Annotated in this window: 16 protein-coding genes and 2 pseudogenes; 6 read left to right on the top strand and 12 right to left on the bottom strand. The window is 51.7% G+C overall.

Annotated features, from left to right (window positions below; all coding sequences use genetic code 11):
* Positions 1-124: 124 nt before the first annotated feature.
* The 7 genes from ACP158_RS05440 to ACP158_RS05410 all read right to left on the bottom strand — a co-directional run bounded on the left by ACP158_RS05440 (position 125) and on the right by ACP158_RS05410 (position 3022).
* Positions 125-250: a hypothetical protein gene (locus tag ACP158_RS05440; protein ID WP_424947934.1), complete on the bottom strand. Its 126-nt coding sequence runs from the start codon at positions 248-250 to the stop codon at positions 125-127.
* Between the two features lie 7 nt (positions 251-257).
* Entirely contained in the window at positions 258-566 is a 309-nt protein-coding gene (locus ACP158_RS05435) for a hypothetical protein (RefSeq protein WP_424947933.1), read from the bottom strand.
* Positions 567-658: 92 nt separating this feature from the next.
* Positions 659-790, bottom strand: coding sequence for a hypothetical protein (locus ACP158_RS05430; RefSeq protein ID WP_424947932.1), 132 nt, complete (start codon positions 788-790; stop codon positions 659-661).
* A 33-nt stretch (positions 791-823) separates the two neighbouring features.
* The gene (locus ACP158_RS05425) at positions 824-1069 is read right to left on the bottom strand and encodes a hypothetical protein (RefSeq protein WP_424947931.1); all 246 of its coding nucleotides are present in this window, start codon (positions 1067-1069) and stop codon (positions 824-826) included.
* A gap of 3 nt (positions 1070-1072) precedes the next feature.
* A complete protein-coding gene (locus ACP158_RS05420) occupies positions 1073-2209 on the bottom strand; it encodes a Fic family protein (protein WP_424947930.1) in 1137 nt (378 codons plus the stop codon).
* A 96-nt stretch (positions 2210-2305) separates the two neighbouring features.
* Positions 2306-2461, bottom strand: coding sequence for a hypothetical protein (locus ACP158_RS05415; protein ID WP_424948407.1), 156 nt, complete (start codon positions 2459-2461; stop codon positions 2306-2308).
* Positions 2462-2545: 84 nt separating this feature from the next.
* Entirely contained in the window at positions 2546-3022 is a 477-nt protein-coding gene (locus ACP158_RS05410) for a hypothetical protein (RefSeq protein ID WP_424947929.1), read from the bottom strand.
* Positions 3023-3358: 336 nt separating this feature from the next.
* Between ACP158_RS05410 and msbA the strand changes: the two genes are divergently transcribed.
* A complete protein-coding gene (gene msbA, locus ACP158_RS05405) occupies positions 3359-5137 on the top strand; it encodes a lipid A export permease/ATP-binding protein MsbA (protein WP_424947928.1) in 1779 nt (592 codons plus the stop codon).
* A 357-nt stretch (positions 5138-5494) separates the two neighbouring features.
* On the opposite strand, the gene ACP158_RS05400 is transcribed toward msbA, so the two are convergent.
* On the bottom strand, positions 5495-6619 hold the full coding sequence (locus ACP158_RS05400) for a mandelate racemase/muconate lactonizing enzyme family protein (RefSeq protein ID WP_424947927.1): 1125 nt from the start codon (positions 6617-6619) through the stop codon (positions 5495-5497).
* A gap of 176 nt (positions 6620-6795) precedes the next feature.
* On the opposite strand from ACP158_RS05400, the gene ACP158_RS05395 reads away from it, so the two are divergent.
* From ACP158_RS05395 to ACP158_RS05385, 3 genes are all read left to right on the top strand, one after another.
* Positions 6796-8418: a GMC family oxidoreductase gene (locus ACP158_RS05395; protein ID WP_424948406.1), complete on the top strand. Its 1623-nt coding sequence runs from the start codon at positions 6796-6798 to the stop codon at positions 8416-8418.
* Between the two features lie 111 nt (positions 8419-8529).
* Complete coding sequence (gene fumC, locus ACP158_RS05390) at positions 8530-9948, top strand: class II fumarate hydratase (RefSeq protein WP_424947926.1); 1419 nt, start codon at positions 8530-8532, stop codon at positions 9946-9948.
* 150 nt (positions 9949-10098) lie between these two features.
* A complete protein-coding gene (locus ACP158_RS05385; RefSeq protein WP_424947925.1) occupies positions 10099-10386 on the top strand; it encodes an oxidative damage protection protein in 288 nt (95 codons plus the stop codon).
* 57 nt (positions 10387-10443) lie between these two features.
* Here ACP158_RS05385 and ACP158_RS05380 read toward each other — a convergent pair.
* Positions 10444-11697: pseudogene (locus tag ACP158_RS05380) on the bottom strand (ATP-grasp domain-containing protein).
* A 381-nt stretch (positions 11698-12078) separates the two neighbouring features.
* Between ACP158_RS05380 and ACP158_RS05375 the strand changes: the two are divergent.
* A pseudogene (locus ACP158_RS05375) lies at positions 12079-12175 on the top strand (IS1595 family transposase); the annotation flags it as partial.
* Positions 12176-12381: 206 nt separating this feature from the next.
* Here the strand turns inward: ACP158_RS05375 and ACP158_RS05370 are convergent.
* The 3 genes from ACP158_RS05370 to ACP158_RS05360 are packed head-to-tail and all read right to left on the bottom strand — an operon-like array spanning position 12382 to position 12888.
* Positions 12382-12546 (bottom strand): hypothetical protein, encoded by a 165-nt coding sequence (locus ACP158_RS05370; RefSeq protein ID WP_424947924.1) that lies wholly within the window; start codon positions 12544-12546, stop codon positions 12382-12384.
* Positions 12536-12724, bottom strand: coding sequence for a hypothetical protein (locus ACP158_RS05365; RefSeq protein ID WP_424947923.1), 189 nt, complete (start codon positions 12722-12724; stop codon positions 12536-12538). The genes ACP158_RS05370 and ACP158_RS05365 overlap by 11 nt, the downstream gene beginning before the upstream one ends.
* Before the next feature lie 38 nt (positions 12725-12762).
* Positions 12763-12888, bottom strand: coding sequence for a hypothetical protein (locus tag ACP158_RS05360; RefSeq protein WP_424947922.1), 126 nt, complete (start codon positions 12886-12888; stop codon positions 12763-12765).
* Here ACP158_RS05360 and ACP158_RS05355 point away from each other — a divergent pair.
* Complete coding sequence (locus tag ACP158_RS05355) at positions 12865-13164, top strand: VOC family protein (protein ID WP_424947921.1); 300 nt, start codon at positions 12865-12867, stop codon at positions 13162-13164. The genes ACP158_RS05360 and ACP158_RS05355 overlap by 24 nt on opposite strands.
* Positions 13165-13345: the final 181 nt, after the last annotated feature.

Here is a 13345-nt window from a genome sequence, read left to right as displayed (position 1 = left end):
GGAGTATATGAATTCACCAGAAAATGTCAATAACTTGTGAATTTATGTTATAAAGTGGTCATATTCACAAAGGTTTCCTGAAATCTGGTGATTGGGTTGATTTCAGCGGTTTTAAGCCGACCATTCAAAACAACATCAGAAAGGCTTTGTCTTTCGGTTTCCTGGACTTTCGGGGAAGATAGGCGTAGCCCTGCTTTTGAAGCAGTTCTAATGTGAAGTTTTCGAGGCCGGATTCAAAAAGTTTACTCATAGTTAGTTTAATAATCTTTTTTAAATAATGCTACTTCCTCTGTACTAATAATAGTATCCAATGTTTTCATTTTTTTCTGATTAACTATTTCTGTTTCATTAATAGATTTTCTTATATTTTTCTCAAGCCAATCTGAACACCACAATTCAATTTTATCATCTTTAACTTTTCTACATAGTTTCTCATCATAGGCAATATTACTAACAATTCCTAAGGTTAGCCTTTGTAGCCATGTCTCGAGATGACCAGTGTTTGGGATTTTTTTGAACTTTCTTTCTATTTTTTTGATTATGGATTCTTTTTCTTTCTTAGACATAAAATTTATAAAATTACTGATAATAGCTATTGAAATTGGATAAGTTCTCGGATTTTTTATAGCAATGTCCGTCACAATACTTATAAGAACTTTTACATTTTCTTGGGCTTTCCTTGTTTTTTTGAGCGTTCCATTTTGCTCAAAGGGATTCTTGTTTGGTTATGAATATCAACAAAATCCCCCAACTTCACCTCCCACCAACCTTCCATCTTAGCTTTCATCACTACCTTTATCAGGTTTATCAAAACCAACTGCGCTCACATCCATTCAGCCTTTGTATTGTCTCCCCAAAGTTCAATCGCGGGCGTTGAAACTTTTATGGCTTCTTTTTTATATGCCTCATCGTATTCCCCGTTATGCGATTCTTTTTGGTCTCGATGTGGGATGATTCTCAAATTTCTAATTTTAAGAATATCGTTATAGCCATCCTCGTATCCTCTGATAACGACTTGTTTGTCGGATTCGTGGTTTTCCAACAGTTTGATTAATTCTTTTACTTTCATCATTCACTCCTCAAAACATTGCAGATAGGTTTTAAACATGAATATCCGATTGCGGCGGCTGCCGGTTATTTCTTGCAGAATCTGTTTATCAACAAATATCTGTATCAGATCATTAGCGGCTTTGGCAGACAGACCGATGTGTGTTTGCACATCCTTGGCGGTAATGATCGGATTTTCAAACAGTTTATGGAAAACAAGCATGCCATTTTTTGAGCGTTTGCCCATAGTGATGATGTGCTGGTTTTCAATGCTGGCTTTCAGATTGATTATTTTATCCAGCGTGGCGACAGACTGGTCCGCCGTTTGCACGATACCGGTGAGGAAAAATTTTATCCATTGTGCTAAATCATTTTTGGTGCGCACAAAAGTGAGTCCATCGTAATAGGCGGTTTTGTGTTTCTCGAAAAAACTGGAAAGATATAACAGCGGTTCGCTTAGCACTTTGTTTGACACCAAGTCCAGGGTTATCAGCAAGCGTCCTATTCTGCCGTTGCCATCAAGGAAGGGATGAATGGTCTCAAATTGGTAATGGGCGATGGCGATTTTTATCAGTTTGGGAATGTTTATTTCCGTGTTGTTCAAAAACTGCTCAAAGTCAAACAACAAATCCGGCAACTCGCCATGCGCGGGCGGAATAAACACGGCATCTTGCAGGCTGGCGCCACCGATCCAGTTTTGCGAACGCCGAAACTCCCCAGGCGTTTTGTGCTTGCCGCGACCGCTTGCGAGCAGTGTCTTGTGCGTATTTTTAATCAGCCGTTGCGATAGCGGCAACGTTTCAAGTTCCGCAATGGCCTGCTTCATCGCGTCGGCATAGTTGTTGACCTCTTGCCAGTCGTTGCGTCGTTCGGGCATAATCTCATTTTCATCCTGCAACGCTTCTTCTATATCAGTGCGGGTGCCTTCAATTCTGCTGGAGACGACAGCTTCCTTGAAAACGTGCATTCGGATGAACATCTCCGAGTCGGGCACGAAACGGGAAAAGGCGTTCAACTCGCCTAATTTTAGAGCGGCTTGTTCCAGCAATTCGTCAATCCTGCCGTCATTCCAGAAAAATGAATGATTGATCTTTTCGGGCAAGAAGTAACTGTAGCGATTGCCTTTTTTATAAGTGCCTGCTTTAAAATCTTGAATATTCATAACTATGTCTTTCTTTTTTCGTTCAGCAAAGTAAAATAAGGTTTTCACTATTTTACTTTAATGCCACAAAGTAAAACAAGGATTATGGTATTTGCTTTACCCTCCCAATCTCAGCCTTTTCACGCTTCTATCTTCATCCGAGAACTCGCGTGTGCGACGATTGATTAAATGCACTAATTCGTTTGCATCAATAAAAAGAATCTCGCCCGCTCGGTTGCTGTCGCCATTAAAGCCACGGCGTTTATGGGACACAAACCACAAACAGGCGGGGATTTGCGTATTCAAAAAACTTCGCGGGTAGATTAACAATGCAGTCCACTTGCATTTTTGCAGCGCTCATAAATCGCCAAGAGCCTGTTCCAATTCGGGAAACGAACTTGAGTTTCTGAGTTTGCTTAGCAATTTTGCCTGGTGCTTTTCGCCGAGTTGGCAACCCTGCAAGTAGTCGCCAAAAAACCGCGCCAGGCCGTAGCGAGTCAACGAGGCACGATCCTCGGCATATCTCAGGGTGTTAAAGAAGTGGCTGATTCGATGGTTCACCGAAATCGGTCTGGCGCGGAATTTGCTCGAATGAATATCAATCAGGGCGAATGAACCGTCTGCCTGCACCAGAATTTGGCCGAGGTGCAGCGCCTTGCAGTACACGCCCTTGTGGTGCAAGGCGCACAGGTAAGCGGGCAACCGCTGCAACGCCCGTTGTTGCTGGTCGGTGCGGGGGGGGGGGGGGGGGGGGGGGGGGGGACAGCCAGTTCGCGAATGCTCCGCCCGGGCAACCACGGATAGACTGCCAGATGCAGGTTCAGGTCGCGGCATTGGGCTACCGTCTCCACCGTGACCGAATGGAACCCCAGCGCCTTGAGCCGCTCGGCATTGCGCCTGAATCGAAGCGCGTACGGCCACAGCCGGTTTGAAGTCAGCAACCCCTTTTGCCGGAATAACTTGACCACTTTGCTATCCGCGGTGAGATAGACCCGCGGACCGCGGCTGCCACTTGCTAAAACCCGCGCGCCTTTGATCAACTGTTCAAACTGGCTCCGGACAAGTTTTTCCATGTCCCAAGTCTACCACCTATGCGATGCCTCGCGCACTTGCCCCCGGCGGGCGGAGAATGGGGTAAAATGCCGCGCCTAACGACCAAAATTCCACTCCGTGATCAGCCCCCCCCTCACCGCCTCCGGCATCCGCCTCTACCGCCGGCTTCTCGCTCATGTGCTACCGTATAAATGGGTGTTCATGTTTGCGCTGGTAGGCATGTTGCTGGTCGCGTCTGGCGATGCCGCCATCGTGGCCATGCTCAAGCCGATCATCGACCGGGGGTTTGTCAGCCGGGACCTGGCGTTTATCCAGTGGGTGCCGATATTTTTGCTGGGGTTGGCGCTGCTTCGGGCGCTCGGCAACTTCATCGACAGCTACTGCATGAGTTGGGTGTCGCGCCGGGTAATTCAGGACTTGCGGCAGTTGATGTTCGAGCGTTTGCTGCACGCGCCGACGCATTTTTACGACGAAAATTCAAGTAGCGTCTTAACCGCGCGCCTGATATACGATGTCGAACAGGTCGCCAGCGCGAGCAGCACCGCCTTTCGGGTGTTGTTTCGCGACACCTTCAAGGCGGCCTTCCTGTTGATGTGGATGTTCTATATGAGCTGGCAGCTGTCGCTGCTGTTTTGCATCATCATTCCACTGGCGTTTTTGATTTTCAAGATTTCCAGCAAGCGCTTCCGCGCCATCAGCTCAAGAATACAGGAAAGCGTCGGCGCGATCACGCGCATTGCCCATGAAGCTCTGCAGGGCCATCGCGTGGTCAAAATATTCGGTGCTTACGATTACCAACGACGAATTTTTCTGCAAGCCAACAACCACAACCGGCAACAAGCGATGAAACGAACCGCGATTGAATCCGTGAGCGTGCCATTGACGGTGTTTCTGTCCGGCGCCGGGGTGGCCGGCGTGATTTGGGTGGCGTTGCATCAGGACATCACGCCCGGGGTGTTTTCCTCTTATCTGGCATCGATGGTCATGCTGACCAAGCCGATCCGCAGTTTGTCCAAAATCAATCTGGTCATTCAGGCCGGGCTGGCCGGCGCGCAGTCGATATTCCGCACCACCGATCTGGAGCAGGAGCGCGATAACGGCGCCATCGAGCTTGACAACGTGGTCGGCGCGGTGCGCTTCAGCAATGTCTCGTTTGGCTACCGCAACAACGAGGTGCCGATACTCGATGATATCTCCATCGACATCAAGGCCGGCACAACGGTCGCGCTGGTGGGGGTTTCCGGCAGCGGCAAATCCACCATCGCCTCGCTGTTGTTGCGCTTCTATTCCCCTACCCATGGGCAGATTAGCCTGGACGGAAAACCGCTGGACTCGGTCACGCTGAAATCCCTGCGCGCCAACACCGCCATCGTTACCCAGGAAATCATGCTGTTTGATGACACCATCGGCAACAACATCGCTTATGGTGAAAAAGGCGAAATCGACCAACAAAGGCTACGCAAAGCCGCCATCGCCGCCAACGTGATGGAGTTCGTCGAGCCGATGGCGGCCGGGCTGGATACGCTGGTGGGCGAGCAGGGCGTGCGGCTGTCCGGCGGTCAGCGGCAACGCATCGCCATCGCCAGGGCATTGTACAAAGACTCGCCGTTGTTGATCATGGACGAAGCCACCTCGTCGCTGGATACGCATTCCGAACAGCACATCCAGGCGGCCATCGGCCGTCTGCTGAAAAACCGCACCTCCCTGATTATCGCCCACCGGCTGTCCACCATCGAAAACGCCAATCTAATTCTGGTGCTTGAGCAGGGCAAAATTGTTCAGCGCGGCAGCCACGCACAACTGCTCAAACAAGTGGGCGTTTATGCCGGCTTACACTCGGCTCAGCACAATCCGCCGAAATCGGCGAAGCCGGCCGCGAAATTGAAAGTGAAATAGACGGTGAAATCAAAGACGAAACCAGCCTGATGCCGTGTGCAATCCCGCGCGGCTGGTAGCGGCCGGGATAATGCGAAAGCGTCCCCGCCAAACCGGCGTCTCCCTGCCATCCGTGGCAATATTGCCGGGAGCAAAAAGCGGCCAAAACCGCAAGGTGCAGAGTGGTTGCGCCCACCAATTCAATGGCTAGTCGTCACCGCTTTTTATAATGTTGCGGCTGGCGCCGCGGGTGTTTGACTGGATTATCGGGTCAAGCCCGATAATGACGGGCGGGTGGCGGCGGGCATGGTGGGGAACCCTCCTCCGTCGTCATTACTGCGCAAGAACGTCACCCACCCATCATCTCCTGCTTATCGCCTACTCAAGCTGGCTTGTCCGATAGCTCGCTTTATCCAGCCAGTCCGGGTTGATCTCTACACCCCAGCCCGGCTGGTCGGTCACCGTCGCAAAACCATCGACGATGGTGTATGGGTCTTCAACATATAATCCCTGCTGCCAGGGGTAGTAGTCCTCGCCTTCGATGGAAAACTCGAGATATTTGCCGGCATTGGGAATGGCGCGCAAAAAGTGCATGGTGAACAGCGTTACCATCGATAGATTGGCGCAATGCGGCGTGCACGGCAGTCCGCGTTCGGCAGCCATTTCAGCAACTTGCAATGCGCGGGTTAATCCACCGATATAACAAACATCGGGTTGGATGATATTAACCACACCGTCATCAATGATTCTTTTCCAAGTTGGCAGTTCGCAGTCCTGCTCACCCCCCGTTACATCAATGGCGAGCGCATCGGTGACGGCTTTGGTTTGTTCAAGCTGCCAATAGGGGCAGGGTTCTTCAAAATGGCAGACGCCCTGATCCTCAAGAAATTTTCCGACCTCGATGGCTTTGCCGGGCGAGTAACCGGAATTAGCGTCGACCAATAATGCGACATCGTCATCCATGTCGTCCATGGCGGCGCGCATCCACTTAACAATATTTTCTGTTCTGCCTGGCCATTGATCAAGGTCGTGACCACATTCCGCGGCAATGCGAAACTTGAATGCATCGAATCCTTTTTCGTCTCGAAGCCGCGACAGTCGCGCCGCTTCCTGCTCAGCCGTGATATTTCGTTGCATCGATGAGGCATAGGCGCGCAGGCGGCCGGGTTCGCCGCCGATCAATGTGCATACCGGTTTTTCCTGCAACCGCCCGCGTAAATCCCACAGCGCAGTGTCCAAACCAGCCAGGGCTCGGCACAGATAGGAGCCCGGAAATTTGTGCTCAAGTTCAGGTATGCGGGCAACCAACGCGCCAATGTTCATGGCGTCCTGGCCCAAATCATGGCCTAGCGCATGGGGCGCGATCTGGCGATGAACGACCAGGCACGTAATGTCGGCATGGTACGGCGCGACTTGCCCCCAACCGATAGCGCCGCTGTCGGTGGTGACTTTCAACATGCCGACGAATTCGTTGAAAAAGGTTTCTATGCGGGCAATTTTCATTCGCGTCAATCTGGATGATGACTGTATTTTGGGGTTGGATTGTTAAAAATCCGATATTGATTATAATGGGTCAGTCGTATAGGCCTGATTTGAACACGATTTTGAACACGATTAAGCGTCCATTTTTTGCTCGGAACTGAAACTCTATTTGACCGCATCAACCCAACCCGGAGTAAATTGTGACCTATGATTATATTATCATCGGCGCAGGCTCGGCCGGCTGCGTGGTCGCCAATCGATTATCGGAATCGGGGAGCTACAAGGTGTTGGTGCTTGAGGCCGGCGGTTCCGACCAACGGTTCTGGATTCAAACCCCGATCGGCTACGGCCGCACCTTCTTTGATGCGCGGGTGAACTGGAAATACCGCACCGAAAAGGATGCGCAAACAAACCACCGGGCAAGTTACTGGCCCAGGGGAAAAGTGCTGGGCGGCAGCAGCAGCATCAATGCCATGGTCTATATTCGCGGGCAGCGGGAGGATTACGAGGACTGGTCGAAGCAGGGCAATCCCGGGTGGAACTGGCAAGGCGTTTTTCCCTATTTCAAAAAAATGGAAAATTTACAACATGAAAATTTACAGCGGGGGGATGCAAACTTCCACGGCACCGAGGGTCCGTTGCATGTCGATGACGTATCGGATCGCGTTCATGCGCTGTGCGATAATTTTATAAAGGCCGGTCAGGAACTGGGGCAGTCGTTCAATCCCGATTTCAATGGCGAACGACAAGAAGGTGTGGGCATTTATCAACTCACTACCCGAGGCGCGCGCAGAATGTCGGCCGCGCGCGCCTACCTTCGTCCGGCGCTCAAGCGCAGAAATATGGACCTGATCACTGGCGCGCTGGCCACCAAAATTGTGTTCCGCGATGCTAAAGCGGCAGGGGTGGAGTTTATGCGCCATAAGCGCACACGCACCGCATGGGCCGGCAGAGAGGTCATCCTGTGCGCTGGCGCGATAAATTCTCCACAACTGTTGCAATTGTCCGGCGTCGGCGATCCAAAGCGGCTGCAGGAACTGGGCATCGACGTCGTTCACGCCAATAAAATGGTTGGACAAAATCTCCAGGACCATCTGGGCATCAACCACTTTTACCGTTCGCGGGTAGCCACGCTCAATGACGAGTTGTCTCCGTGGCCTGGAAAACTGCTTGCTGGATTGAAGTATCTGTTGTTGCGAGACGGCCCATTGTCGTTGAGCATTAACCAGGCGGGCGGCTTTATTCGCACCCGGGAAAATCTCAGCCGCCCTAATCTGCAACTCTACTTCTCGCCGGTGAGTTACCTTAAAGCGCCCATGGGCGTCCGTCCGTTGATGAACCCCGATCCCTTTCCGGGTTTCTTGATCGGCATACAACCCCTGCGACCGAGCAGCCGCGGTTATTTACACATCGATTCCGCTAAAGCCGCGACGCCGCCAAAAATTCATCCTCATTATTTATCCACGCAAGCGGATGTTAAGGAGATGCTTGAGGGGGTGCGGTTCATACGCAAACTGGCCGCGACCGATGCGCTCTCAAAGGTAATTGAAAAAGAGTTGGTTCCAGGCGCGGAGGTCGCCAGCGACCGGGCGTTGATCGAGGATATTCGCGCCAGATGCGACACTGTCTTTCATCCCTGCGGCACCTGCAAAATGGGTGCGGAGGCCAACGCCAACGTGGTCGATCCCAAACTCAAGGTGCATGGCGTCAGCGGCTTGCGAGTGGCGGACGCTTCCATCTTCCCATCGATAATCTCCGGCAATATCAATGCGCCGACGATGATGGTCGGAGAAAAGGCAGCCGACCTGATACTGGAGTAAAATATACCCATTATGAATCAATCAACAATCCGCTCAATCATTCCCTCATTAGCCATTTTGATGTTGCATACCGAAACTTTTATAATTCTGTTAACTAACCTGGGCAAGTAAGTGGCAAGTAAATCGACAAGTAAATTTAGTGGCGCTCGTACCGAAACCGATTCCTTCGGCGCCATTGAGGTGCCGGCGGACAAGTATTGGGGCGCGCAAACCCAGCGCTCTCTGAGCAATTTCAAAATCGGCAACGAGCGCATGCCGCGACCGTTAATTCGGGCCTTGGGAATCATCAAACGCTGCGCCGCGCTGACCAACATTGCTCAGGGAATGTTGGATGAAGAAATCGGGTCGGCTATCGCCGATGCGGCGCAAGACGTGATTGACGGCGCCTTGGACGACAACTTTCCTCTGGTGGTATGGCAGACCGGCTCCGGCACGCAGTCGAACATGAATGCCAATGAAGTTATCTCCAACCTGGCAATTCAACGGCTCGGCGGCGAGATGGGCGCCAAATCGCCGGTGCATCCCAACGACCACTGTAATCTGAGCCAGTCTTCAAACGACACCTTTCCAACCGCGATGCACATCGCCACCGCCGAACAACTGCGACACGCATTGATGCCGGCGCTGCAACGCCTGCACTCGGCTCTGGACAACAAGTCCAGCGAGTGGGACGACTTAATCAAGATCGGGCGCACCCATTTGCAGGATGCGACGCCGCTCACTCTCGGGCAGGAATTCTCCGGCTACGCCGCGCAAATGGCGCTCTCCACTGAGCGCATCGAAGGCAGCCTGGCGCGAATTTATCCGTTGGCCCAAGGCGGCACCGCGGTGGGTACCGGAGTCAATTCCAAATCCGGGTTCGCCGACCTGTTCGCCAGCGAAGTGGCGACATTTACCGGGCTTCCGTTCACCTCCGCACCCAACAAGTTCGAAGCCCTGGCCACCCACGACGCCATGGTTGAAATTTCCGGAATGCTCAATGTCATCGCGGTCAGCCTTAACAAAATAGCCAACGATATTCGCCTGCTGGCATCCGGCCCGCGGTCGGGAATCGGCGAACTGCAGCTGCCCGAAAACGAACCCGGCTCGTCGATTATGCCCGGCAAGGTCAACCCGACCCAGTGCGAGGCGCTGACTATGGTATGCGCCCAAGTCATGGGCAACCATGTCACGGTCACGGTGGCTGGCGCCCAGGGTCATTTTGAGCTCAACGTGTTCAAGCCGGTGATTGCCTACAATGTGCTTCAATCCATCCGCCTGCTCAGCGATGCGGCGGTCAGCTTCACCGACCATTGTGTGGCCGGCATCAAGCCGAATCGCGCGCGGATTGCCGAGTTGGTGGAAAATTCACTGATGCTGGTCACCGCCCTGGCGCCGATAATTGGTTACGATAATGCGACCGCCATCGCCAAAATGGCGCACAAAAACGGCACCACGCTTCGCCACGAGGCCATCGTTGGCGGCTTCGTCAGCGCAGAAGAATTCGACAAAATCGTCCGTCCGGAAAATATGATTCATCCGCTGGCTTGATTTTTAGGCTTGATTATTTTGGACTTGATTATTATTAGGACTCAAATCCCGATATAGAAATCGGCCGCGTACCCGGCGCGTAATTAGATATAATCCAGCGTTACTGCAAACTTTTACTGCAAGTTTTTATGCAAATTTTTATAGCCAGAAATGTCGAATGAGACCGTGCACTGTGTGGTGCTGAAGCAGGACGCCGAAGCGCTGGATTCACCGCCCTACCCAGGTGAGTTGGGGCGGCGGGTATTTGCGAATGTATCCAAAGGCGGCTGGGCGCAATGGCTGGTGCGCTTGACCGCGATCATCAACGAGAACGGTCTCAACACATCGGACCCGAAATCCTTGGAATTGATTGAAAAACACATGCAAGGATTTTTCTTCGGCGAAGGGGACTACGGCCAGCTGCCCGCAGGTTTCCATGCCGCCGGCGCGTCAAAATAAGGGCGCCTGCAAATTGTGCCTGCAATGGCCGACAATGGAAAAATGCGCGCGTTTTCACTACGATACAACCCGCGTGTTGAATATCGGCGCCACTACGAAATTTAGTTTTTCATAGGCCCGGCGCAGCGCAGCGACTACCTCTCGCGGCGTATCCGCTCGGGCAAATATATAGCCGGGATACTGATTTCCCTCTGGTAGCGGGATTAACTCATTACCTGAGCGGATAATGATATCGATGTTTTCGATATGTTCGACCCGGTTTGCGTCGGACAGGCCTTCCACTCGCCGTAAAATTCCCGGTTGCTTGATTGGGATCATCATCACTCCCCTGGCTTCTGTGGGTGGATTTATTTGGTACTCACGGTTGACTGCCAGCGAGATTACCAATTTCTCCTGGTTAAATTCATCGCCATTGTCCAGGCTACGGGCGCAATCTCCACCGATGGTGCGGGCCGCCACTTCGAGGATCCAGGCTTGCGCGCCATTGACTCGCAGTTCGGCGTGGATCGGCCCGGTTGTTAGCCCATATGCCTTGCAGGCGGCGGCAACGCTTTCCCTGATTGTGGATTGCAATCTGGCGGACAAGCTCTAAGGGGTGACGTAGATGGTTTCTTCGAAATACGGGCCAGTCAATGGGTCCGGTTTATCAAATATCGCCAGCGTTTTCAGTTCGCCGTGATAAAGATACCCTTCAAAAGCAACCTCCTCCCCGCTGAGGTACCTCTCCACCAGCAAGTGCCGTTTTTCAAAAGGATCGCGTACCTCGGCCAACACGGGTTCGATGCGCTTACAGGCGGTAATCAGTTCTTGTTGGTTATTTGCGCGGATAACGCCTCGGCTGCCGGATAGCACCAGGGGCTTGATTACACATGGAAATTGTATGTCCGCCATTTGTCGCTGCAGCGGCAGGTCGAGATTGACTAACCAGTGAAGAGGTATGGGGCAACCGGCCTGGGCCAGGTGAGCCCGTGCCAGATCTTTACGTCGGGTTAACTGGGCGGCGGTGGGCAAGTTATGCGGCAAACCAATCTGCCGTGCGACTTTTGCCGCAAGCTCAACGGTGCTATCGTCAATACCCAGGACACCATGAAACGGCGTTGCCCGGGCCTGTTGAACAATGACCCGCAGCGACGATTCCTGATTAACCAGATCTATGTGAATACCATCATGTACTTCGGATACCAGGCAATGGCGGCCACACGATGCAATCAGGACCTCCAGTCCCAACTGGGTTGCCGCCGACAGGAACGCGGCAATGCGATAACTACTGGGCTGCGCAATCAGGAGCAGGCGGTGGTTGTCTAACGCCATTTAGTCAATTGGTTTCCGATGAAATATATTAAGGAAACGCTGATTATTCAGGGATGCCCCTTTGTCCACCATTCAAATTCCTTAACCGAGCATTCACTATGGCGGTTGACAATCAATACAACAGGCCGGGAAACCAGTAAACTCACGGCATCGAATCAAACGATATAATCTAACATGCAATATATACGAACCGGCCTGATACTTTGCACTGAAAATTATGATGAGTGCGTTGAATTTTACTCGATCGTTTTGGAATTGCCCATCTTATACGCGCTTGATAACGAACATTCGAAACTCACTTGCTGCGATATGGGCGGGAATAATTATTGGTTCAAGATACTTTAAGGTATAGTGAAATGGTCATAACTAATTGTTCTATAAATGAAAAACAAGCATGTCATTCGTTGCCGAATTTCGGAGAATAAATTCAGGGCGATTCCACGGCTGTTTTGCCTTGATATCGAGGCTTGCGAAGTCGCACAAATCACCAGCATCTCTGGCCCGGCGACCAGCCGATTGTATACTCAAATCAGACAACGCATCGCCGAGCAATGCGAGCGTATGTGTTCACTAATTCATTGCTCGTTTTGTTCCTTTCCAGCGGTGTTTTAGCACCGCCCTCTCGGCCGTCATTCTCGCCGAAGGCGGGAATCCAGAGTGGCGGCGCTAGCCGCCGGGACGCGCTCATACATTAGCGGTAAGCAACAAGCACCATCGCCATGCTGTCATTCTCGCATCAAACAGCGCGGCTTCGCCGCAAAGGAGTCCGGCTACGCCGGACGGCATATTCCACTGGATTGCCCGGCCAATAATAATATGAGCAGGGCAATGACGCCCCTTATTTGTCATTCTCGCCGCAGACGGGAATCCAGAGTGGCGAAGCCGCGATAATAAGGAGTTCGGCTACGCCGAACGGGTTAATAACTGGATTGCCCGGCCAATAATAATAATATGGGCCGGGCAATGACGAATGATAGGTAATAGAGCACGTTTTAGTGTCACGCTTTGCGTGACAATTATTTACCATTTTCTTCTCAAAAGAACTCATCGCCTTCCGATTCACCATTATCCCCCCAGCCCGTCATTCTCGCCGCAGGCGGGAATCCAGTTAAATATGTCGTCCGGCGTAGCCGGACTCCTTTGAAAGAGTGTGAGTTTCGCTTCAATATGCGCCACGAAAATGGGTGTCAATATCTGCTGAAATCTATCCGAAATCACCGCTTAAAGTATCTTGAACCTAATTATTTGATGATCGAAACTGGGGGTAGCGCAAGTGCGGTCGCAAAATCACTTGAGCAGAATCCAGTTTGTCTAAGATTTAACGTGGACGATGTTGAGAAATCGGCCGCCGAACTGCACAGCAAAGGGGTAAGTGTAAAACTAAGAAAAGAAGTTTGGGGTACGGTGGTTGATTTTGTCGATCCTGATGGAAACAGGTGTTCGCTCCGAGACGAAACTACATTTTGATGCCCATATAAAGAAGGGAATTACATACACAAATCCGCAAACCGCATAATTACCCCTTTTGATCAATTTCCACCCGCGCTTGTGGCCGGCGCGGTGGCTGCTTTTTTTCGGCATGGATAATAATGCCGACCTGGCGGCACCGGCCAATTCCGGCTCGGTGATTTTCTTCGGGGGCTTCATG

Source organism: Candidatus Spongiihabitans sp., from assembly GCF_965247905.1.
GTDB lineage: Bacteria > Pseudomonadota > Gammaproteobacteria > Arenicellales > Poriferihabitantaceae > Spongiihabitans.
The sequence above is the reverse complement of the archived record's forward strand: the minus strand, read 5'-3'. Positions and strand labels throughout refer to the sequence as shown.